The following is a 22037-nucleotide window of genomic DNA, read 5'->3' on the forward strand; positions in this document are numbered from 1 at the left end:
CCAATCTCATAATGCCACTACGGCCTCGATCTCCACGCTGACCAGCGGTGAGAACAGTGCGCTGACCGCAACCAGCGAACAGGCCGGCAGCGCCCCATCAAAATAATCAAACAGTACCGGCCGCAGGGCCGGCAGATCGCCGATATCGGTTAAGAAGACCGTGATTTTAATCAGCGCTTTTAGATTCGTTCCCTCGTCGGCGGTGATGGTCGCCAACTGCTCCAGAATGGCCTGCGTCTGTTGTTGCGTGGTTTGCCCTTGCGCTTCGGTGGCAAATGCCGTCAGGCCGGAAATGTACAGCGTATTGCCATGGCACACAGCATGGACATAGGGCCCGCCCGGCGTCGGTAATTGCGGATAATTAATGCGCTTCAATGATGTCATGGTAAAAACCCCGAGAGATTAATTAAAAAAATATACAAACTTGGTTAGGATAGTGAGACGAACATCGGAAGTACGCAGAGATTTATTGTTTTTTAATAATATCACTAACATTTATTTATAACTGTGAAGGACCTTTCAAGGTAATGAATCAGGCCTTAATTCCCTATATGCAACGCTGGCAGTTGCAGCCCGACGGTCAGGCATTTGAAACTCACAGCAGCCTGCTGATGCCGGTACGCTATCAGGGGGCCGCCGCCATGTTGAAAATTGCCCGTGAACAGGAAGAGAAGTTCGGCGGGTTATTGATGTGCTGGTGGCAGGGCGATGGTGCTGCTCGAGTGCTGGCCTGGCATGACGACGGCATTTTGCTGGAGCGTGCGCAAGGCCGCCTCTCGCTGGCGCAGATGGTACGTGATGGCGAAGATCGACAGGCCACGGCGATTTTGTGCCAGGTGGTTGCCCGCCTGCATGCGCCGCGTGCCGAGCCTTTGCCGGAGCTTATTCCCCTGGACCAGTGGTTCAACTCACTGTGGCCGGCGGCGCAGGCGCATGGCGGCATGTTGCGTCTTAGTGCCAGCGTGGCGGCTGAGTTACTGACCAGCCCGCGCGAACAGACGGTGCTGCACGGCGATATTCATCATGATAACGTGCTGGACTTCGCTGAGCGCGGTTGGTTGGCGATCGATCCTAAACGTTTGTATGGCGAGCGTGCTTTCGATTACGCCAATATCTTCTGCAATCCCAACTACGGTATCGCCACCGATCCCGACATTTTTCTTTGTCGGGTCGAGCAGGTCTGCCGGTTGGCCGGACTGGATCGCCAGCGGCTGCTGCGGTGGATCCTCGCCTGGGCCGGATTGTCCGCGGCCTGGTTTATGGAAGACGGCGAGGCGGCGGATATCGATTTTCGCGTCGCAGAACAGGCCGCCCGTGCGTTGGGGCTTTCGCTCCCGGAAGGGGACTCAGGGTTCATCTTGCCAGTAATCGAGCGAGGCTGAGGGGCGTTGCACATAGCGCACCGCTTTACCTTCACGCAGCGCCGTCGCCTGGAACTTGCCTGAGTCCGGATACTCCACCAGTTCGGGCTGTTCGCGGGTACTGATGGAAAGATATTTCAACGGCGCTTGCGACGTATTGATGATCTGATGCGGATATTCCGGCCCCGGTGGGATAAAAATCACGTCACCGCTTTTGATCGGCAGTTGTTCTCCGGCAACCCGCAAGGTACCGGTTCCCTCCAGCACGATAAACATTTCTTCCTGCGCATAGTGGAAGTGATAAGGGCAGGAACGCATGCCCGGTGCCACTACGTCGATAGAGGCACCCAGCTTACCGGCGGCGGTGCCGGTACCCAAACGCGCACCAAGGCTGTCGTACAGTGGCGGGCGTGCGTCGTGCGTTTTTTCAACCTGTTCGAAATTACGGATCAAACGCTGAGCTAACAGCGTGGCTTGTTCATTCATAGGTTATCTCGTGACAATGTAACTTAATCAATGACGCGTCCCGACCATTATCGATTTGCATGTTCCTGCTGGCCATACCAGCCCGGTCGGCGTTTCGGCTGTGGCCAGAACAGTGCGGCCTGGCCTCCGTCTGGGATCTGCCACACCTCGCAGTCATAAATGGTGAAGGTGTCGCCGAATTTATCGACCCGCAGCCCGCGATATCCCTGTGCAATACCTTGCTCAGTGACCTTGTCCAGCAATTGCTGACGCTCCGCGCGGTCTGCCGGAGAAGCGCTTAACCGGGAAGGCAGCGCGATAAACTCATCAAAGGAATAGCCAAAGCATTGTTGTGCGCAGTGATTGGCATAAATAAACACCGGATCGCCGCCGCCGGTGTGGGCCAGCAGGCTGTAGGGAGCCTGTTGATGCAGCCAGGCCAAGCGTTCGCCGACTGCGGCCTGCGGGCCGGGCAATCCGTCACCTGTCCAGTGGCGGTATGCGGCGTCTATCCGTTGAATCAGGTCAATCTGCGCTGAAGATGGCATAGAAACTCCCTTAACGATCCCTGGAGGGCAACATTCGTCCCTCTCTCAGTTAAGCAGAAGATCGCCAAAGGGGGGAGAAATTGCCGGGTGGGATCGATTTATAGCCCGACTTGCTGGTTAGTCCCCTGAACGGCTGGCGCGTTGCGGTAACGACAGGATGATATGGGCGATTGCGCCGCCAATAATCCCCCAAAATGCCGAGCCGACGCCGAGCAGCGTCACGCCGGATGCAGTGATCAAAAAGGCGATCAGCGCGGCGTCGCGTTGCTTTTCATCCTGCAGCGCGCGTTGCAAACTGCCGGCGATGGTGCCCAGCAGGGCCAGCCCGGCAATGGTGTGGATCAGGGCCACGGGCAATGCGCTGAACAACATACTGATAACGCCGCCAAACAGGCCGGCCAACAGATAAAACACCCCGGCGGCGACGGCAGCCATATAGCGGCGCTGTGGATTGGGGTGTACGTCTGGCCCCATACAAATGGCGGCAGTAATGGCGGCAATACACACCGAGAATCCACCAAAGGGGGCCAGCAGCAGCGCGGTCAACGCGGTCCAGCTAATCAGTGGCGAAGTGGGCACGCTGTAGCCGGCCGCCTTTAGCGTGGCAATACCGGGGGCATTTTGTGACGCCATGGTGACCACGAAGAACGGCACGCCAATCCCCAGCAGTGTCGACCAGCTAAAATGCGGCGTAATGAATTCCGGCATGGCGAATGCCAGCGGTTGTGGTGAAAGATGAATGTTGCCCTGCAGCGCCGCAATCGCCAGCCCGGTCAGCAGCGTCAGTACAATGGCATAACGCGGCAGATAACGCCGCGTCACCAGATACACCAGTCCCATTCCGGCGCTGAGTGCGAAATTGACCTGTAGCGAGGCAAACGCATCCAGGCCAAAACGCAGCAAAATCCCCGCCAACATCGCCGCCGAAATATCCTGCGGAATATAATCCATCAGCCGGGCGAACAGCCCGGTTACGCCGCACAGCAGGATCAGCCCTGAGGCAAAGATAAATACGCCAATCGCTTCGTTAATCGGCGTGCCGGGCAGGCTGGTGACCAGCAGCGCTGCGCCGGGGGTTGACCAGGCGGTCAGGATCGGCGTGCGGTAATACAGCGAAAGCCCGAGCGAGGTAATGCCCATCCCCAGCCCCAACATGCTCAGCCAGCCGCCGATCTGCAAGGGGGTAGCACCGGCAGCGGCAGCCGCCTGGAAGATAATGGCCGCCGAACTGGTGTAGCCGACCAATACCGCAACAAACCCGGCCATAACGGCAGGCAGAGACAGATGACGCAGAGAGATGGCAGGGCGCATGGTTCACTCCGGTAAAGGTTGTGCGTTATAACGCACGATAAGCGGCGAGCATAGCACCGTGCGTTATAGCGCACAAGTGGCTATAATCAGCCGCAATATCAGGGGAGAAAAACATGCAGGAACTGTCTGGCCATTTGGCCCAAACGCTTCGTTCTCTACGCAGCCAGCGCGGCTGGAGTCTGGCGCAGGCGGCTGAAAGCACCGGCGTCAGCAAGGCGATGCTGGGGCAGATCGAACGGGGGGAATCGAGCCCGACGGTGGCAACCTTATGGAAAATCGCCACCGGCTTTAACGTGGCCTTTTCCGCCTTTTTGGAGATTTCGCCGCTGCAACAGCAAGCCACGTTACATCGCTACGGCGATGCTCCGGTGTTCAATCAAGGCAACGCCGATATGCGGGTAGTGCCGCTGTTTCCATTCGACAGGCAACTGGGTTTTGACATGTTCGTTATCGATCTGGCGCCAGGCGCGCTCAGCGAATCTTCGGCCCACGAGGCCGGAGTAATTGAGCACGTGATTGTCATCAGCGGTGAACTGGAACTGGCGGTTGACGGCCAATGGCATCACTTGACCTGCGGTGAGGCGATGCGTTTTCAGGCCGACAGGCCACATGCCTATCGCAATGACAGTCAACAGACGGTGCGCATTCACGATCTTATCCATTATCCTAAATTTTGACTCAACGGCATGGGCGCAGGCTTTGACTCGGCTTCGCCAAACGCCTACTTTGTTGAAAATGATTCTTATTAACCGTCAAAGGGAGCTTGAGTTTGCCTATTACCCACCGCAACCGACGCCAGTTTCTTAAACTCGGCGCACAAACCGCAGGAGCCGTATTCGCGATGACTTCATTACCGAGCAGTATCCGCCTGGCGATGGCGGCAGAAAATGGCGCCAGCTCCACCGATGAATTTTTATGGCTGGAACAGCTGCAGGGCAAGGCCGTACAGGCGTGGATTAAACAGGAAAACCAGCGTACCACCGCGCGTTTCGCCCAGGGCGAAGGCTTCCAACGGGTGGAAAAACAGGTGCTGGATATTCTCAATAAAGAGAGCCAAATTCCGTGGGTCGCCAAGCGCGGCGATTACTATTACAACTTCTGGCAGGATCAAACCAATCCGCGTGGCTTATGGCGACGCACTACGCTGCAAGAGTATCGCAAGGCCAAGCCAGCCTGGGAAACGGTGTTGGATATCGATGCGTTAGGCAAGGCCGAGGGCAAAGACTGGGTATTCCACGGCTCGCAGTCGTTAGCGCCGGAGTATCGCTATTGCCTGCTGGAACTGTCGCCGGACGGCGGTGACGCCACCGAAATTCGTGAGTTTGATCTGGTCAACAAAGAGTTTGTCAAAGACGGCTTTGTGCTGCCGGTAGCGAAAAGCCAGGCCTCGTGGATTGATAAAGACACGCTGTTTATCGCCACTGATTTCGGCGCAGGATCAATGACTCAGTCCGGCTATGCGCGTATTGCCAAACGCTGGCGGCGGGGTACGCCACTGAGCGCCGCCCAGACCTTGTATGAAGCGCAACCGCAGGATATGACGGTGTTCGCTTATCACGACCAGACGCCGGGGTTTGAACGCAACTACGTGGGCCGCAGTCTGGACTTCTACCGCCGTGATACCTATCTGCTTAATCAGCAGGATCAACAGGTCAAAATCGACATTCCCGCCGACGCCGAATTCAGCACGCACCGCGAGTGGATATTGATTAAACCGAGCAGCGACTGGGAAGTGGGCGGAGCGCGCTATCCTTCGGGTTCGCTGTTGGCGGCCCATTTTGATGATTATCTGGCGGGCAAACGTGAGCTAACGGTGTTATTTGCCCCGACCGCGCAGGCGGCGCTGAGCGGTTACAGTGGTACTCGCGACCACCTGATCCTCAGCATCATGGACAACGTGGTCAACCGGTTGGAAGTCCTGACACCGCAGGGCAAAACCTGGCAGCGCAAGCCGCTGGGCAAGCCAGGGGCGATCAGCACTATTTCCGCCGGTGGGGTCGATGACGAAACCAACGACTATTTCCTGACGATCAGCGGATTCCTACAACCGACTTCGCTGTATCTGGGCAATCTCGACGGCGGTGAGGCGGAACTGCTCAAGCAGGGGCCACAGGACTTTGATGCCAGCGGTTATCAGGTCAGCCAGCATTTCACCGAGTCTAAAGACGGCACGCGCGTGCCGTATTTCCAAATTTCAGCCAAGGGCATCAAGCTTGATGGCAGTAACCCAACCTTGCTGTATGGCTATGGCGGGTTCGAAGTGTCGCTCTTGCCGGGCTACATGGGAGCTAAGGCCCCGGCCTGGCTGGAACGCGGTGGGGTGTACGTGGTGGCGAATATTCGTGGCGGTGGCGAGTATGGCCCGGCCTGGCATCAGGCGGCGTTAAAGCAAAACCGGCATCGCGCCTATGAGGACTTTGCCGCCGTGGCTGAAGATTTGATCGCACGAAAAGTGACATCGTCACAACATCTGGGCGCACGGGGTGGCAGTAACGGTGGATTGCTGGTGGGCAATATGCTGACGCTGTACCCGCAACTTTTCGGCTGCATCGTCTGTGAAGTGCCGTTGCTGGATATGCAGCGCTATACCCAGCTTTCCGCCGGTGCCTCCTGGATTGCCGAATATGGCGACCCGAGCAAGGCGGAAGAATGGGCCTACATCAAAACCTTCTCGCCGTATCACAATATCAAAGCCGGAGTGTCCTACCCGCCGGTGCTGTTTTACACCGCCACCAGTGACGATCGGGTCAACCCGTCGCACGCCCGTAAAATGGCGGCACGCATGCAGCAGATGGGGTATCCGCAGGCCTATTTCTATGAGAATACCGAAGGCGGGCACAGTGCCGCGGCGGACAAGAAACAGGCCGCATTCCACGGTGCACTGGTCAGTGAGTTTATGTGGGACAATTTGAGCGCAAAATCCACAGCCTGATGACATAAAAAAGCCGGGGCAAATTAATGCCCCGGCTTTCTTTTACCTGTCTGAATCCGTTGTCAGCAATCAGTTGGTGATAGCGGCCGCCTGAGCTTTCTTCTCGGTATCTTCTGCGGTGTCCAGCGTCATGCGATGCAGCTTCGGCGCGGTCAGCATCATCAGGATGGCGATCACGGCGGTAGCGATACCGATTTGCATAAACACGTGGCTGTAGATAGCCAGTGAAGCGTGCGCATCGTTGACGTCGCCAGGCACGGCGGTCAGACCTGCCACTTTACCGGCAATCAGCGCGGCGGCGGCGGTGGTCAGGAACCAGGAACCCATGATAAAGCCCATCAGACGTTGTGGTACCAACTGCGCGACCATCGCCAGGCCCAGGCCGGAGATCATCAGTTCGCCGATACTCTGCAGCGCATAGCTCAGGATCAGCCAGTTCACCGAAACGATACCCTGTTCATTGGCGAAGCTGGCGCCCCACGGCAACACCAGGAAGGCGCCGGAGCACAGGATCATACCGAAGGCGAACTTGTGCGGCATCGGCAGACGGTCGCCCATCTTGTTATACAGCGCCGCCAGAATCGGGCTGGCCAGCATGATCCAGAACGGGTTCAGTGCCTGATACTGTTCGGGTTCAAACGCCAGACCGAGAATGTTGTGCTCAACGTTGTGGATGGCGAAGAAGTTCAACGAGGTTGGCATCTGGCTGTACAGTACGAAGAACACGACGGCTTCCAGCATCAACAGGAAGGCAACGATCATCTTGCGACGTGCCGCGCCGTGCAGCGCAAAGGTTTCTTTGGCGAACACAATCACGATACCGATGGAAACAATCGCCAGCGCCCAGCGAGCGATGATCTGGTTATGCAGCAGCCAGCTTGAAAGTGCGACCAGCGCCACCACGCCCACCAGCACCATCAGCAGTTTTTTAACCTGCAGCGGTTTAAAGTCAGGCTTGGAACCGTGTTGTTTCACCCACTTGTGACACACCATAAAGTTGACCAGGGTGATCAGCATGCCGACGACGCTCAGAGAGAACGCGACGCTCCAGCCATATTTGGCCGCCAACCACGGCGTGGCCAGCATGGACAGGAAAGAACCGATATTGACGGACATATAGTACATGGTGAATGCACCGTCCAAACGCGGATCGTCTTTCTCGTAGCAGGTTGACAGCAGGGAGGACGGGTTAGCCTTGAACAGGCCACTGCCCACGGCGATGGTCGCCATACCCAGGTATACCCAGAAGATCTCATGGCCGGAGTAAGCCACCATGGCATAGCCGACGGCCAGCACCAGCGCACCCAGCACGATCACGCGCTTGGAGCCCAGTACTTTATCCCCAAGCCAGCCACCGATGGCAACGAAGCCATAGACCAGCGCGCTGAAGGAGGAGAACAGGGTGATCGAGTCGGCTTCGCTCAGGCCCAGCATCTTGACCAGATAAACCGCCATGATGCCTTGCAGACCGTAATAACCAAAACGTTCCCAGAGCTCAATAGAGAAGATCAGGTAAAACGCCTTGGGCTGTTTGAAGGCATTGAGACTAACGCTTTCAGGGTGTTCGCTGTTGTTGTTTGCTGTTGACACTGGTACCTCTGATTTTTCACTGCCCCGACTCAGAAAGACGGGAAATTGCAAAAGGTGATGCAGGACTGCATCCTTCTGCGTTGTTATAGGATGGGATGACGGCGGTTAATGTTCACTATCTTTGTCAACGAGGCAATACGTTTGTCATATCCTGTTACATATAACGCTCGCGAAGTGAAACGACCATGTTGCAAATGTTATGCAGCATTAACTTTCAACTTTATTTACTTTGCCGAGTTTTTGTTTTGATTAAAAGCTATACGGAATTCAAACAGGGATATATTCTGCTGCATCGGCTTTTTATGGTTCATATCAATAGGTGGGGTGAATAATCCATTGGAATGTTGTGCATATGGCGGGTTTTGTAAAATTATAGAAATTTGAGAAAACAGGGCTGGCGGTTGTGACGACAATGTGATCGTCAAAACGTGAGACTTGCCGCAATATTTGACTAATTTTCCGCTTGAAAATAAGCGGGAAGTGAGTTTTTCACTAAAATCCGTGAGAACACCAAGGTTACTGCTGCTTGATATCACATTTCCGATAAAAAATAGGTCAGTGGCGGGGCTGAGAGAGGGGCGCCAGGTTGCGCCCATGGCAATCAGGCGTCGGGATAAACTTTCTCTTTAAACTCGCACAGGTCTTCAATCATGCAGGAGCCGCAGCGGGGTTTTCGTGCGATGCAGGTATAGCGCCCGTGCAGGATAAACCAGTGGTGGCAATCAACCTTGAATTCGGCCGGTACGACCTTCAGCAGCTTCTCTTCAACCAGATCGACATTTTTGCCCGGCGCGAAATTAGTGCGGTTACAAACGCGGAAGATATGGGTATCGACGGCAATGGTCGGCCAGCCAAAGGCGGTATTAAGCACCACGTTGGCGGTCTTGCGACCGACGCCGGGCAAGGCCTCCAGCGCCGCACGGTCTTCCGGCACCTCACCTGCGTGCAACTCCAGCAGCATGCGGCAGGTTTTGATCACGTTTTCGGCCTTGCTGTTAAACAGGCCGATGGTCTTGATGTAGCCTTTAACGCCGTCGACGCCCAGAGCCAGCATGGCGGCCGGCGTGTTGGCCACCGGATAAAGCTTGGCGGTGGCCTTGTTGACGCTGACGTCGGTCGCCTGAGCGGACAGCAGCACGGCAATCAGCAGCTCAAACGGCGTGGTGTACACCAGCTCGGTGGTCGGATGCGGATCGTTGTCGCGTAGTCGGGTAAGAATTTCCAGCCGTTTCTGCTTATTCATTACGCTTTTTCTGCCTGTCCTTGTCCCTGCGCCGGTTCGGCCAATAATGCCTTGGCCGTGCGCGCCTTCATTTTTTCGTCAATCAGGTATTTTACCGCCAACAACAGGCCCAGACCAATGAAGGCCCCCGGCGGCAGCATCGCCAGCAGGAACGGGCTGTCGAAGTGAACCACCTCAATCCGCAGTACCTTGGCCCAACTGCCCAGCAGCATATCGGCACCGTCGAACAGGGTACCGTTACCCAGCAGCTCACGCATCGCACCCAGCGTCACCATCACGCCGGTAGCCCCCAGGCCAATCGCCAGGCCGTCCAGTGCGGACAGACCGACCGGTTTTTTTGAGGCTACCGCTTCGGCGCGGCCAACCACGATACAGTTGGTGACGATCAGCGGGATAAATATCCCCAACGACTGATAAAGGCCGAAGGCATAGGCGTTGATCAGCATTTGCACAATGCTCACCGCCGCAGCGATGATCATTACGTAAATCGGGATACGGACTTCATTCGGCACCCAGCGGCGTACTGCGGATATCGAGGTGTTGGTCAGTATCAACACCAGCGTGGTCGCCAGCCCCAGCCCGAGGGCGTTGGTGACGGTAGAGGTCACGGCCAGCAGCGGGCACATCCCCAACAATTGCACCAGCGCGGAGTTGTTCTTCCATGTCCCCTGGACAATCAGATCTTTGGCTTCACTCATTCGCTGGCTCCACAGGCAGGTAAGCTATCAAGTTTAGGCGGCAGCGTTTCCATATACAACGCCGTGCGTCGAACGGCATTGACCACCGCACGCGGCGTGATGGTGGCGCCGGTGAACTGATCGAACATACCGCCGTCTTTCTTCACCGCCCAATGTTTATCGTCCGGGCCATCAATTTTTTTACCGCTGAAAAACGAGATCCAGTTCGATATACGCAGTTCGATTTTATCGCCGAGGCCAGGGGTTTCATGGTGTGCCACCACCCGGGTACCCAGCACGGTACCGTTGAAATCGGCGCCGACCAGCAATTGAATGGCGCCGGAATAACCGTCCGGCGCGGTGGTTTCCAGTGCAGCGGCGGTGGGTTGGCCATTTTTACGCGCCAGATACAGGCGATGTGGCGCATCGTTGCCCAACGCCGGGTTGCTGACCAGGAAACACTCGGTCTGCATATTGTTGTCGTAATGTTCTGGCGGCACCACCTGATCAAGCAGCGCCTTTTGCTGCAGTGCGGCCTGGTGGGCGATGGTGTTCTGCGTCAGGCTGTGGACCACCGCAGTCAGGCCGGTGGTCACAGCGGCAAACACCGCCAATGTGGTGCCATGCTTTCTCATTGAATTTAGCATCATGGCTCCTTAGCGGTGACCGTACACGCGCGGCTGCGTGTAGTGGTCGATCAGTGGGACGGTAATGTTGGCCAGCAACACCGCAAAGGCTACGCCGTCCGGATAACCGCCGTAAACGCGAATCAGCCACACCAGCACGCCCACCAATGCGCCGTAAATCAGGCGGCCTTTCGGCGTGGTGGAGGCACTGACCGGGTCGGTAGCAATAAAGAATGCGCCCAGCATGCTGGCACCGGAGAACAGGTGGATCAGCGGCGAGGCCTGCTGCGCCGGGTCAAGCCACCAGGCCAAACCGGAACACAGGGCGATGGCCGCCAGCATGCTGAAGGGGATCTGCCAGTGGATCAGACGACGACCCAGCATAAACAGGCCACCGGCCAGGAAACCGAGATTAACCCATTGCCAGCCGATACCGGCCAATGCGCCACCGAACAGCGGCTGTTGCAGCACCTGCTCAACGCTATGACCGCTGCGCAGGCCGGTTTTGAAACCGTCGAACGGGGTGGCCTGGCTGATGCCGTCAATACCCATTTGCAGTTCATGGATGGTGGCGCCCTGCGTTGTGTGGCCGCTGAAAATAGCCAACAGGGTATCCTGGAACGACAGCGCGGTAGCCCGCAGTTCATCCGGCGGTAACCAACTGGTCATCTGAACCGGGAAGGCGATCAGCAACACCACATAACCGACCATGGCCGGATTGAACGGATTCTGCCCGAGGCCGCCATACAGCTGTTTGGCAATAACGATGGCGAAGAAGGTGCCGATGACAATCATCCACCAGGGGGCCAGTGGCGGCAGACTGATGCCCAGCAACAGGGCGGTCAGCAGGGCCGAGTTATCCGCCAGCCGGGTGCGCACCGGCAATTTGCGCAGAGAAAGGATGATCCCTTCCGCCAGCAGGGCGACGATCATCGCCAGTGCGGTCTGGACCAGCGTGCCATAGCCAAAAAACCATACCTGCGCAGCGATACCGGGAATGCAGGCCAACATCACCCACAGCATGATACGGCTGGTGCTTTGCTGGTTATGGGTGAAGGGGGAACTGGCGATGTGCAAGCCTTTGCTGGCTGTGGGTTGTACCGGCCTGAACTTCATAGAGAACTACACCTATCTTTGCCGGACATCGGCAGGTTCAACGCGCCTCTCAGCGGAGACGCAGGAAAAATTATAGCGCTGCATTCTACCTGAATCACCCGGAGGGTAATACGTCTTAATTGTAGGGCTATTAGCCTTTTAGCACTGGATGTAATCCTAAATTTCTCCGACCTATGGCGCGATCGGATTTTTGTTGGTTATATAATCGGGCTAGATTGGTAGTGCAAGATCGAAACTGCCGGTATTTATGGCCGGCAGCAGGCAATAACCTCTGGATTGATATGGTTTTTTTTGGTTCGTTTTTTCGCACAAAATAACAACTTTTACATAATCTATGTGGGTTATTATCCCGAGTATTATTGAGTTAGTGAATGTAAATTAATGACAAATGAAGATGTATTTTTTATTGAAGAGTTAATTGAGTGGGTTGAGATACATCTGGAGAAACGGCCAAACCTGGACGAAGTCGCGCGCATTTCCGGCTATTCCAAATGGCACCTGCAACGCAAGTTCAAACGCATCACCGGCATTCAACTCGCCACCTATATCCGTTCACGCATTCTGACGCGCGCTGCGGTGGCGTTACGCATTACCCACCGTTCCATCATCGATATATCAGACGAACTGGGCTTCGACTCGCAGCAAACCTTTACCCGTATGTTCAAACAGCGCTTCGAAACCACCCCCAATCGTTACCGCTCGATGGAACATTGGGACGTGAAGAACCTGATGCCGCGTTTTAGTTTCGACGCCGATTTTGCGGCCGATTTTTACCCTGAGGTGAAGCGCCTGACGCTGCCGAACATGCAACTGGTGGGGTTCTCGCGGCAGTTGGATTTCTCTTCGGAAACGGAGATCGAACATTCGTCCTGTATGGCGATGAAGGACGAGATTTTTACCGACTTCTTCCGTGGTCTGAGTGTGGACTGCCATCGGGTGTACAGCATCCATTCCGTCCGCAGCACGGATGACAGCCAATATTCGGCTACCCACATCATGGCGGTGGATCCTGAGAACAAACAGGATATTTTGTCGGGCCACCATATCGACACCATCCCTATTGTCGGGCGCGAATATATCTCTATCAACCATCAGGGAAGCGCCATGGAGTGTACAAAATTTTTCGCTTATCTGATTACCCACGTGATGCCAGGGTTGCGCCATGAGGTGAAGGGGAGCGTGGAGATGGAGATTATTCAAACTAAGGCGAGGAGTCTGGATTCCAAGATGCGCCAGATTGACGTTGATTATACCTATCTGATTTCTATCGATTAAAAAGTGCCTTGCGCCCTGCAAGGCACCTCTCACCGTCACTCTTTATCCGTATCCGCCGTGGTCAGACTTTGCGCCGCTCTTTTAGCTTTGGCGCGGGCAATGGCTGCCGCGACCGCGGCCTTGCGTGGATCTTCTTCCGTCACCACTGCGGGTGATTCGGCAGGAGTTTCCACCGCTGTGGCCTGCTGCGCCGCTTTCTTGGCCTTAACTCGCGCCAGCGCAGCGGCAACCGCGGCCTTGCGTGGATCTTCTTCCGTCACCACAGCGGGTGATTCGGCAGGAGTTTCCACCGCTGTGGCCTGCTGCGCCGCTTTCTTGGCTTTGGCGCGGGCAATGGCTGCCGCGACCGCGGCCTTGCGCGGGTCTTCTTCCGTCACCACTGCGGGTGATTCGGCTGGAGTTTCCACCGCTGTCGTCTGCTGTGCCGCTTTCTTGGCTTTGACTCGCGCCAGTGCAGCGGCAACCGCGGCCTTGCGCGGATCTTCTTCCGTCACTGCCGCCGGTGCCTCTGTCGGGGGTTCATCCACCGTCGTCTGCTGTGCCGCTTTCTTGGCCTTAACTCGCGCCAGCGCAGCGGCAACCGCGGCCTTGCGTGGATCTTCATCTTCGCTAGCCGATGTTGCTACCGGTGCTATAGCAGTTTCCTGCTGGGCACGTCGTTCACGAGCCTGCGCTTTACGGGCTTCGCGGGCCGCGATCATCTCGCTGTTGTCCGGTGCGTCGCCGCTGATGGTGCCGGTCGCCGGTACAGCATTTTTACTGCGAACTCGCGCCAGGGCCGCCTGAACCGCATCCTGGTCGCCATCGGTCAGTTTGACTGCCGCTTTCTTATGGCGCTCTTCACGCGCCAGTTTTTCACGTTCCAGTCGCGCCAACTTGGCTTCGTAACGCGCCTTGGCTTCAGCCGTGCGTGCCGCTTCCAGATCGATGGCCTTGATCTCGGCCTTTTCCTGGCGGTAGTACTGCACCAGCGGGATATTGCTCGGGCAGACAAAGGCGCAGGCACCACATTCAATGCAATCGAACAGATTATGATTGCGGGCCTTTTCGTGTTCTTCGCCGCGGCTGAACCAGTAAAGTTGCTGCGGTAACAGGCCCGCCGGGCAGGCATCAACGCACAGGCCACAGCGAATACAGGACTGTTCCTGTTCTTGTGGTGCCATTTCGCTGACCGAGGGGGCCAGAATACAGTTGCTTATCTTAACGATGGGGACGTGGAGCGCGGGCAGGGTAAAGCCCATCAGCGGGCCGCCCATCACTACCATTTGCTGAGCCTGAGGCTGGAAACCGGCAAATTTCAACAGGTGTTGTACCGGTGTGCCTATGCGCGCCCACAGGTTGCCCGGCAGGCTTAGAGCTTCACCGGTCAGAGTCACCACGCGTTCGATCAGCGGCTCGCCGTCGACAATCGCACGTTTAATGGCAAAGGCAGTACCGACGTTTTGCATCAGCACGCCAATAGCGGAAGAGTGCTTGCCGTGCGGCACTTCCTTGCCAATCAGGATCTTGGTGAGCTGTTTGGCGCCGCCAGAAGGGTATTTGGTCGGGATCACCCGCAGGGCAATACCTGGCTGACCGCGCAGCGCCAGTTTCAACGCGGCGATCGCTTCGGGCTTATTGTCCTCGATGCCAATCAGCGTGACTTTAGGTTGCAGCAGGTGGCGCAGGATCTGCGTGCCTTCAATCACCTGATCGGCATGTTCCTGCATCAAGCGGTCATCGGCAGTGATATAGGGCTCGCACTCGGCGGCGTTGAGGATCAGGGTTTCCACCCCGTTCATGCCGCCCTGCAGCTTGCTGGCGGTCGGGAAACCGGCGCCGCCCAGCCCGGCGATGCCGGCCTGATGAATACGTTGGATCAACTCGCTGGCGGTCAGTTGACGGTAGTCGGCTACCGGCGCACGCTCGCACCAGCGGTCTTCGCCGTCAGGTTGAATAATCACGCACAGTTCTGCCAGCCCGGAAGGGTGAGCGGTGATATGCGGTGTGATGGCGCTGATGGTGCCGGAGGTCGGTGCGTGCACCGGTACGGTACGGCCCCGGCCGACGGTCAGCGGCTGGCCTTTCAGCACGGCGTCGCCGACCTTGACGCACAGTTCACCTTCCGGCCCCAGATGCTGTTGCAACGGGATAATAAACTTATCCGGCAGCGGGGCGGTACGCAGCGGGACACCGCTGGACTGGGTCTTCATTTCCGGCGGATGGATCCCGCCGTCGAAATCCCAAATCCGGTCTTTTTTGAAGGCGGCGAACAGATTAAGCATGTTGCTCCACGTGGATCACTTGCACCGGGATCGTCTTCATGTCCCACTTCCAGTTGGCGGTAGTGGTGGCGACCGGTCTCATTTCAATACAGTCGGTAGGGCACGGCGCAACGCACAGGTCGCAGCCGGTACAAAGATCGGTAATGACGGTATGCATGGCGCGGGTAGCGCCGACGATGGCGTCCACCGGACAGGCCTGAATGCACTTGGTGCAGCCGATGCAGTTGGCTTCGTCAATGTAGGCCACCTGGCGCACAGGTTCGGCGGCGGCTTCGCTACCGAGCGGCTGTGGTTCGACGTTGAGCAATTCTGCCAGCTTCAGCATCACCTGCTCGCCACCCGGAGCGCATTTGTTAATCATCTCACCGTTGGCGACGGCTTCGGCATAAGGACGGCAACCGGGGTAACCGCACTGGCCGCACTGGCTCTGTGGCAGGATCTCGTCGACCTGTTCGGCTACCGGATCTTCTTCCACTTCAAAGCGGCGCGCGGCATAGCCCAGCACCAGACCGAACAGCAGGCCAAGGGCGCTTAACGCAGCAATCGCAATCCATAACGCGGTCATTAGAATTTCACCAGCCCGGTAAAGCCCATAAAGGCCAGCGACATCAGCCCGGCGGTGATCAGTGCGATGGAAGAGCCCCGGAAGGGCGCAGGCACATCGGCTACCGCCAGACGTTCACGGATGGCGGCAAACAGCACCATCACCAATGAGAAGCCCGCGGCGGCGCTGAAGCCGTATACCGCAGACTGCAGGAAATTGTAGCCGAGGTTGACGTTGAGCAGTGCGACGCCGAGCACCGCACAGTTGGTGGTGATCAGCGGCAGGAAAATACCCAGCAGGCGATACAGGGCCGGGCTGGTTTTGCGTACCACCATCTCGGTAAATTGCACCACCACGGCGATCACTAAAATAAATGACAGCGTGCGCAGATACACCAGATCCAACGGAACCAGAATAAAGGTGTTAATCACCCAGGCGCTGACCGAGGCCAACGTCATAACAAAAGTGGTGGCCATCCCCATGCCAATGGCGCTTTCCAGCTTTTTGGAAACGCCGAGGAATGGGCACAGGCCAAGAAACTTCACCAGGACGAAGTTATTCACCAGTACGGTGCCGACAAACAGGAGCAGGTATTCGGTCATTGCGATGCCTAAAAAAATAAAAGCCGCCTATTATCGGGAATTGGCGGCCTGACCACAACATAGGGATAGCAGGGTTATTACCCTTTTTGCCACTTTTTGCCCATTTTTGTTGAATATTTACACAACCAAGCCCTATGAATTTCAAATCGCAGCTAGGCGCCCAGCTCGCTCATCCCCAGGCGCTTACTTAAGTAAGTAACTGGGGTGAGCGAGTGCAGGTAACAACGCTGCGGTTTGAAAGGCGACGGGCCATATTTATGTACAACGTTGTTCAGTTCTCGGTAAAGGTGCCTTTGACTCGCTTGGAACGCTTCATATAAGGCACCAGCAACGCGGCCATCAACAGTGGCCAACCCAGACTGCGTACCGCCAATTCATCCGGCACCGGCGCAAAGGCAAAGGCTTTCACCGCCAGCAAAACGGTAATCAGCAGCCACAGCAGGAACAATTTGGGGAACCGCTGCGAACGGTGGCAGAACAGCCACAGCAGCCACAGGGTAAAGCACCACATCGCCAGAGTGGTCAGCACCGAGAAATACCACTGCATGCTAAACGCCTGGGCGTTGGTGAGCAGATATTCGCGCGATTCCGGCACGAAAATCGCCATGCCATACAGGAGCAGCATCAGACTGGCGCTAAGCAGGGTGACAATCAGATAGGCCATCGGGGCCAGCAACCAACCGCCGATACGGGTGTAATCAGCTTGAGACATAAACGGCTTCCTGGGTAAGACATGATCCAATGTGACAGCCGCATAGCTTAGCGGGTAATGCGGGCTTCGTCATCAATATCAAGCGGATGGTCGGGAGCAAGGCGGCGTGGCAGCACGTTTGGCTACCGGCAGGCGATTTTGCCACCGGTAGCCGGGCGATTAACGGCGGTTAAGTTGATAGTAGGCTTCGTTCCAGCGCAGCTCGTTTTTGAATGCCGGCAGGGTGGTGTCCTGGTCAATCAGCAAGAACTCAATGTTATGCATTTCGGCATACAGCCGCAGCATATCGGCGTCCAGCGCCTGGGAGAACACCGTGTGGTGGGCGCCGCCCGCCAGGATCCAGGCTTCGGCGGCGGTCGCCAGCGTGGGTTGGGCCCGCCAGATGGCGCGCGCCACCGGCAGCTTGGGCAGCGGGTGTGGTTGTTCCACGGTGTCCACCTGATTGACCAGCAGGCGGAAGCGATCGCCCATGTCGATCAGGCTGGCATTGACTGCCGGGCCAGCCGGAGTAGAGAAAATCAGCCGCGCCGGATCTGCCTTGCCACCAATACCGAGCGGCTGGATATCCAACAGCGGTTTAGGCTCCTTGGCGATCGACGGGCAGACCTCCAGCATATGCGAGCCGACCACCAGATCGTTGCCCGGCTGGAAGTGATAGGTGTAATCCTCCATAAACGAGGTGCCGCCGTGTAACCCATCGGCCATCACTTTCAGGATGCGCAGCAGCGCGGCGGTTTTCCAGTCGCCTTCGCCGCCAAAGCCGTAGCCTTGTTGCATCAGGCGTTGTACCGCCAACCCCGGCAGCTGTTTCATGCCGTGCAAGTCTTCAAAGTTGGTGGTGAAAGCCTGGAAGTTGCCCTGTTCGAGGAAGCGTTTCATGCCCAGCTCGATACGTGCCGCGTCAGTCAGGTTTTCGCGTTTTGCGCCGTTGATTTTGGCCGCATCGCTTAGCACATAGCTGGCCTCATACTCTTCAATCAGCGTATCTACATCGCCACGGCTGACTTCGTTAATGACGCTGACCAAATCGCCAATACCATAGGCATTGACCGAGTAACCAAACTGGATCTGCGCACCGACCTTGTCGCCATCGGTCACCGCCACTTCGCGCATGTTGTCGCCAAAACGGGCCACTTTCAGCTGCTGGCCGGCCTGTTTGGCGCTGGCGACACGCATCCACTGGCCAATGCGCCGGTGTGCCTCGGGATCCTGCCAGTGACCGGCAATCACGCTGTGCTGCTGGCGCATACGGGCGCCGATAAAGCCGAACTCACGGCCGCCGTGGGCGGTTTGGTTGAGGTTCATAAAGTCCATATCCATACTGTCCCAGGGCACCTGGGCGTTGAACTGGGTATGGAACTGCAACAGCGGCTTATGCAGCACGGACAGACCGGCGATCCACATTTTGGCCGGTGAGAAGGTGTGTAGCCAGGCCAGGATGCCAATACACTGCGGTTGATAGTTGGCGTCACGACACAGGGCGGTGATTTCATCCGGCGTGGTGACCAGCGGTTTTAGCACCAGTTTTACCGGTAGGCCGGCTTCGCGGTTGAGACTGTCCACCACCTGTTCGGCGTGTGCCTTGACCTGTTGCAGGGTTTGCGGGCCGTACAGATGTTGGCTGCCAATGGCGAACCAGACTTCGCGCTGCTTGAATGCATTCATTAAAAAAGACTCCTCTGTATTGTATAGGCTTAATTTGCTGAACCGGAGGTCGGGGCGTAGCGCGGCTCGGCGGCCTGGCACCATTGTTGATAGCGTTGATAAAGTTGTTGGTAGCGAGCGACGCGCTGCGGATCGGGCTGCAGGGTACGTTCGATGCCGCAGGCCATCTGGCGCTGGGCTTCCGGCACGCTGATGAAACGGCCGGCGGCCACGGCGGCGAAGATGGCAGCACCCAGCGCGCAGCACTGATCGGAGGCCACAATTTGCAGCGGTCGGTTCATCACGTCGGCGCAGGCCTGCATAATCGCCGGAGATTTACGCGCAATGCCGCCCAGCGCCAGCACGTTATCGACCGGAATATCCTGCTGTTCAAAGCATTCCATAATGGCGCGGGCGCCAAAGGCGGTGGCGGCGATAAAGCCGCCGAACAGCGTCGGAGCATCGGTGCCGAGGTTCAGATCGGCTATTACGCCTTTCAGCCGCTGGTTGGCGTAGGGGGTTCGGCGGCCGTTAAACCAGTCCAGCACCACCGGCAAATGATCCAGTGACGGGTTTTCCACCCAGGCATCGGTCAGTGCCGCCAGCAGACCGGCTTCAATCTTTTGTAGCTGCGGTTGCAGTTCAGGCTGGTTTTTTGCCGCTGCATGTAACGGCCAGCTCAGCAGGCGGCTGAACCAGGCATACATATCGCCGAAGGCCGACTGCCCGGCCTCCATGCCAATCATTCCCGGCACTACGCTGCCGTCGACCTGACCGCAAATCCCCTCGATGGCGCGGCCGTCGACTCGCTGACGATCGGCGATCAGAATGTCGCAGGTGGAGGTGCCGATCACCTTCACCAGGGTATAAGGCTGGGCACCGGCACCGACGGCCCCCATATGGCAGTCGAAGGCCCCGCCGGACAGCACCACCGTGGTGGGTAGCCCGAGGCGTGCCGCCCATTCGGCGCTCAGGGTACCTACCGGCAGGTCGGCGGTATGGCAGTCTTCAAACAGCGGCCAGGGCAGGTGTTCAACCAGCAGAGGATCGAGCGCGGCAAAAAAGGCTTGGGGCGGCAGGCCACCCCAGTCCGGGTGCCACAGCGTTTTGTGACCGACGCTACAGCGCCCGCGTTTTAACTGATGTGGCGCGGTGGTAGCGGACAACAGCGCCGGTACCCAGTCGCACAGTTCAACCCAGGAGGAGGCGGCCTGGCGTACTTCGGCGTCCTGGCGCGTGACATGCAGGATCTTGGCCCAAAACCACTCAGAGGAATAAACGCCGCCGATATAGCGGGAATAATCGGGAAACTCACCGCTGCGGCACAGCCGGTTGATGGCGTCAGCCTCTTCAATGGCGGTGTGGTCTTTCCACAAAACAAACATGGCGTTGGGGTTATCGGCAAATTCCGGACGCAGTGCCAGCACCTGCCCCTGACTGTCGATCGGCGCCGGTGTAGAACCGGTGGAGTCAACGCCAATGCCAATCACCTGCAGCCGCTGTTGCGGGGGCATGCGCTGCACCAGAGTGACGATCGCCTGTTCCATGGCTTCTATATAGTCGAGCGGATGGTGGCGAAAACGGTTTTCCGCCGCGTTACAGAATTCGCCGCGCTGCCAGCGGGGGTAATAAACCACTTCGGTATCGAGTTCCGCGCCGTTATGGCAGTCGACCGCCAGCACCCGCACCGAGTCGCTGCCGAAGTCCAATCCCAGGGCAATAGCACCTGCCGTCATGATGTTGACTCCTGATGTGTTAATACGCTGTGACAACCATAGGAGCCGAAGCGCTGGGCAGGTGAGGAGCCGTTAGCTGGAAGTATGCACTTTTCTGCTTCCCGCAGTGGTTTTGTGACGGCTGTCATAAGTTATCGCTTGGCGGAATTCGCTAAATATATGCACATATCTGCTGTATTCCACGGATGTGATAGCGCTCTACATTTCAGTAACAAATACCCGCTAAAACTTAAGCCGTCTTACTCTTGTTGTGGGTGAATGTCGCGAGATAAGCGACGCGCCGACAGCAGACACCCTAATGATAACGTTTTCACGGCGAGCGGCTTTCGTCGCCACAGAAAACAAAATAGCGGAGAGCATCATGCATAAATTCACTAAGGCGCTGGTGACACTGAGTCTGGCGGCCGTTATGTCACATTCAGCTATCGCCGAGACCATTAAGCTGGGCTTTTTGGTCAAGCAGCCGGAGGAACCCTGGTTCCAGACCGAATGGAAGTTTGCCGACAAGGCCGGTAAGGATCTTGGTTTTGAAGTGATAAAAATCGCCGTGCCGGACGGGGAGAAAACCCTCAATGCCATCGACAGCCTGGCGGCCAGCGGGGCCAAGGGCTTTGTTATCTGTACGCCAGATCCGAAACTCGGCTCGGCGATTGTCGCCAAGGCACGCAGTTACAACCTGAAAGTGATTGCGGTGGATGACCAGTTTGTCACCGCCAAGGGCAAACCTATGGACAGCGTGCCGTTAGTGATGATGGCCGCCACCAAAATCGGTGAGCGTCAGGGGCAGGAATTGTGGAAAGAGCAGAATAAGCGCGGTTGGAAATTAGCGGACACCGCGGTAATGGCGATCACCGCCGATGAGCTGGACACCGCACGTCGTCGCACCGGTGGTTCGATAGACGCGCTGAAGGCGGCTGGCTTCCCGGAGAAACAAATTTATCGCGTGCCGACCAAATCCAACGATATCCCTGGGGCGTTTGACGCCGCCAACTCAATGCTGGTGCAGCATCCTGAAGTGAAAAACTGGCTGATTGTCGGCATGAACGACAACACCGTGCTGGGCGGCGTGCGCGCCACCGAAGGCCAGGGTTTCAAAGCGCCGAACGTGATCGGCATCGGCATCAACGGCGTGGATGCGGTCAGCGAGCTGTCCAAGGCACAGGCCACCGGTTTCTACGGTTCGCTGCTGCCAAGCCCGGATATCCATGGTTACAAGAGTATCCAGATGCTGCATGACTGGGTCGAAAAGGGCGTAGAGCCGCAAAAGTTCACCGAAGTGACCGACGTGGTGCTGATCACCCGCGACAACTTTAAAACCGAACTGCAGAAAAAAGGCCTGATGTAATAAGCGAGCCGCCCACGGCACTCTGTCGGGCGGCATTTTTGACTGC

Annotated in this window: 21 protein-coding genes; 5 read left to right on the plus strand and 16 right to left on the minus strand. The window is 57.1% G+C overall.

The genetic code is table 11. The features are described 5' to 3' along the window. Positions 1 to 6: 6 nt before the first annotated feature. Positions 7 to 384 carry a RidA family protein gene (locus M2406_RS05405; protein WP_017892687.1) on the minus strand — a complete coding sequence of 126 codons (378 nt, stop codon included), beginning with the start codon at positions 382 to 384 and terminating at the stop codon, positions 7 to 9. Between the two features lie 143 nt (positions 385 to 527). On the opposite strand from M2406_RS05405, the gene M2406_RS05410 reads away from it, so the two are divergent. Further along, positions 528 to 1382 (plus strand): aminoglycoside phosphotransferase family protein, encoded by an 855-nt coding sequence (locus M2406_RS05410; protein WP_012144958.1) that lies wholly within the window; start codon positions 528 to 530, stop codon positions 1380 to 1382. On the opposite strand, the gene M2406_RS05415 is transcribed toward M2406_RS05410, so the two are convergent. The 3 genes from M2406_RS05415 to M2406_RS05425 all read right to left on the minus strand — a co-directional run bounded on the left by M2406_RS05415 (position 1347) and on the right by M2406_RS05425 (position 3685). Continuing rightward, complete coding sequence (locus tag M2406_RS05415; protein ID WP_012144959.1) at positions 1347 to 1847, minus strand: cupin domain-containing protein; 501 nt, start codon at positions 1845 to 1847, stop codon at positions 1347 to 1349. The two genes, M2406_RS05410 and M2406_RS05415, sit on opposite strands and share 36 nt — an antisense overlap. Positions 1848 to 1894: 47 nt before the next feature. Beyond that, the gene (locus tag M2406_RS05420) at positions 1895 to 2374 is read right to left on the minus strand and encodes an MEKHLA domain-containing protein (RefSeq protein ID WP_218217726.1); all 480 of its coding nucleotides are present in this window, start codon (positions 2372 to 2374) and stop codon (positions 1895 to 1897) included. Positions 2375 to 2491: 117 nt separating this feature from the next. Beyond that, a complete protein-coding gene (locus M2406_RS05425) occupies positions 2492 to 3685 on the minus strand; it encodes a benzoate/H(+) symporter BenE family transporter (protein ID WP_259189080.1) in 1194 nt (397 codons plus the stop codon). 113 nt (positions 3686 to 3798) lie between these two features. Between M2406_RS05425 and M2406_RS05430 the strand changes: the two genes are divergently transcribed. Both M2406_RS05430 and M2406_RS05435 read left to right on the plus strand, forming a co-directional pair. Beyond that, positions 3799 to 4362 carry a helix-turn-helix domain-containing protein gene (locus M2406_RS05430; protein ID WP_218217725.1) on the plus strand — a complete coding sequence of 188 codons (564 nt, stop codon included), beginning with the start codon at positions 3799 to 3801 and terminating at the stop codon, positions 4360 to 4362. Positions 4363 to 4526: 164 nt separating this feature from the next. Beyond that, on the plus strand, positions 4527 to 6617 hold the full coding sequence (locus M2406_RS05435) for a prolyl oligopeptidase family protein (protein WP_259189081.1): 2091 nt from the start codon (positions 4527 to 4529) through the stop codon (positions 6615 to 6617). 69 nt (positions 6618 to 6686) lie between these two features. On the opposite strand, the gene dtpA is transcribed toward M2406_RS05435, so the two are convergent. The 6 genes from dtpA to rsxD form a co-directional block, all read right to left on the minus strand. Beyond that, positions 6687 to 8207 carry a dipeptide/tripeptide permease DtpA gene (gene dtpA, locus M2406_RS05440; RefSeq protein WP_012144964.1) on the minus strand — a complete coding sequence of 507 codons (1521 nt, stop codon included), beginning with the start codon at positions 8205 to 8207 and terminating at the stop codon, positions 6687 to 6689. A gap of 224 nt (positions 8208 to 8431) precedes the next feature. Continuing rightward, positions 8432 to 8803 (minus strand): hypothetical protein, encoded by a 372-nt coding sequence (locus tag M2406_RS05445; RefSeq protein WP_259189087.1) that lies wholly within the window; start codon positions 8801 to 8803, stop codon positions 8432 to 8434. Between the two features lie 5 nt (positions 8804 to 8808). Next, positions 8809 to 9450, minus strand: coding sequence for an endonuclease III (gene nth / locus M2406_RS05450; protein ID WP_012144965.1), 642 nt, complete (start codon positions 9448 to 9450; stop codon positions 8809 to 8811). After that, entirely contained in the window at positions 9450 to 10148 is a 699-nt protein-coding gene (locus M2406_RS05455) for an electron transport complex subunit E (RefSeq protein WP_259189089.1), read from the minus strand. The genes nth and M2406_RS05455 overlap by 1 nt, the downstream gene beginning before the upstream one ends. After that, positions 10145 to 10774, minus strand: coding sequence for an electron transport complex subunit RsxG (rsxG, locus tag M2406_RS05460; RefSeq protein WP_259189941.1), 630 nt, complete (start codon positions 10772 to 10774; stop codon positions 10145 to 10147). The genes M2406_RS05455 and rsxG overlap by 4 nt, the downstream gene beginning before the upstream one ends. Positions 10775 to 10783: 9 nt before the next feature. Continuing rightward, positions 10784 to 11869, minus strand: coding sequence for an electron transport complex subunit RsxD (gene rsxD, locus M2406_RS05465; RefSeq protein WP_259189091.1), 1086 nt, complete (start codon positions 11867 to 11869; stop codon positions 10784 to 10786). A 381-nt stretch (positions 11870 to 12250) separates the two neighbouring features. On the opposite strand from rsxD, the gene M2406_RS05470 reads away from it, so the two are divergent. Then, positions 12251 to 13144 carry a helix-turn-helix domain-containing protein gene (locus M2406_RS05470; RefSeq protein ID WP_012144969.1) on the plus strand — a complete coding sequence of 298 codons (894 nt, stop codon included), beginning with the start codon at positions 12251 to 12253 and terminating at the stop codon, positions 13142 to 13144. 35 nt (positions 13145 to 13179) lie between these two features. On the opposite strand, the gene rsxC is transcribed toward M2406_RS05470, so the two are convergent. From rsxC to M2406_RS05500, 6 genes are all read right to left on the minus strand, one after another. Then, positions 13180 to 15408 carry an electron transport complex subunit RsxC gene (rsxC, locus tag M2406_RS05475; RefSeq protein ID WP_259189095.1) on the minus strand — a complete coding sequence of 743 codons (2229 nt, stop codon included), beginning with the start codon at positions 15406 to 15408 and terminating at the stop codon, positions 13180 to 13182. Then, the gene (gene rsxB / locus M2406_RS05480; protein ID WP_012144971.1) at positions 15401 to 15973 is read right to left on the minus strand and encodes an electron transport complex subunit RsxB; all 573 of its coding nucleotides are present in this window, start codon (positions 15971 to 15973) and stop codon (positions 15401 to 15403) included. Before rsxB ends, rsxC begins: the two co-directional genes overlap by 8 nt. Next, positions 15973 to 16554, minus strand: a complete 582-nt coding sequence (gene rsxA / locus M2406_RS05485) for an electron transport complex subunit RsxA (protein ID WP_004938443.1) — start codon at positions 16552 to 16554, stop codon at positions 15973 to 15975. The genes rsxB and rsxA overlap by 1 nt, the downstream gene beginning before the upstream one ends. 271 nt (positions 16555 to 16825) lie before the next feature. Beyond that, entirely contained in the window at positions 16826 to 17266 is a 441-nt protein-coding gene (locus M2406_RS05490) for a DUF2569 domain-containing protein (RefSeq protein ID WP_259189133.1), read from the minus strand. Between the two features lie 159 nt (positions 17267 to 17425). Next, entirely contained in the window at positions 17426 to 18931 is a 1506-nt protein-coding gene (gene araA / locus M2406_RS05495; RefSeq protein WP_017892697.1) for an L-arabinose isomerase, read from the minus strand. Between the two features lie 29 nt (positions 18932 to 18960). Continuing rightward, positions 18961 to 20646 (minus strand): ribulokinase, encoded by a 1686-nt coding sequence (locus M2406_RS05500; protein WP_259189134.1) that lies wholly within the window; start codon positions 20644 to 20646, stop codon positions 18961 to 18963. Positions 20647 to 21007: 361 nt separating this feature from the next. Here M2406_RS05500 and M2406_RS05505 point away from each other — a divergent pair, with 361 nt between their 5' ends. Then, complete coding sequence (locus M2406_RS05505) at positions 21008 to 21991, plus strand: arabinose ABC transporter substrate-binding protein (protein ID WP_259189135.1); 984 nt, start codon at positions 21008 to 21010, stop codon at positions 21989 to 21991. Positions 21992 to 22037 lie beyond the last annotated feature (46 nt).

This window comes from Serratia sp. BIGb0163, assembly GCF_024809935.1.
Classification (GTDB): Bacteria; Pseudomonadota; Gammaproteobacteria; order Enterobacterales; family Enterobacteriaceae; genus Serratia; species Serratia quinivorans.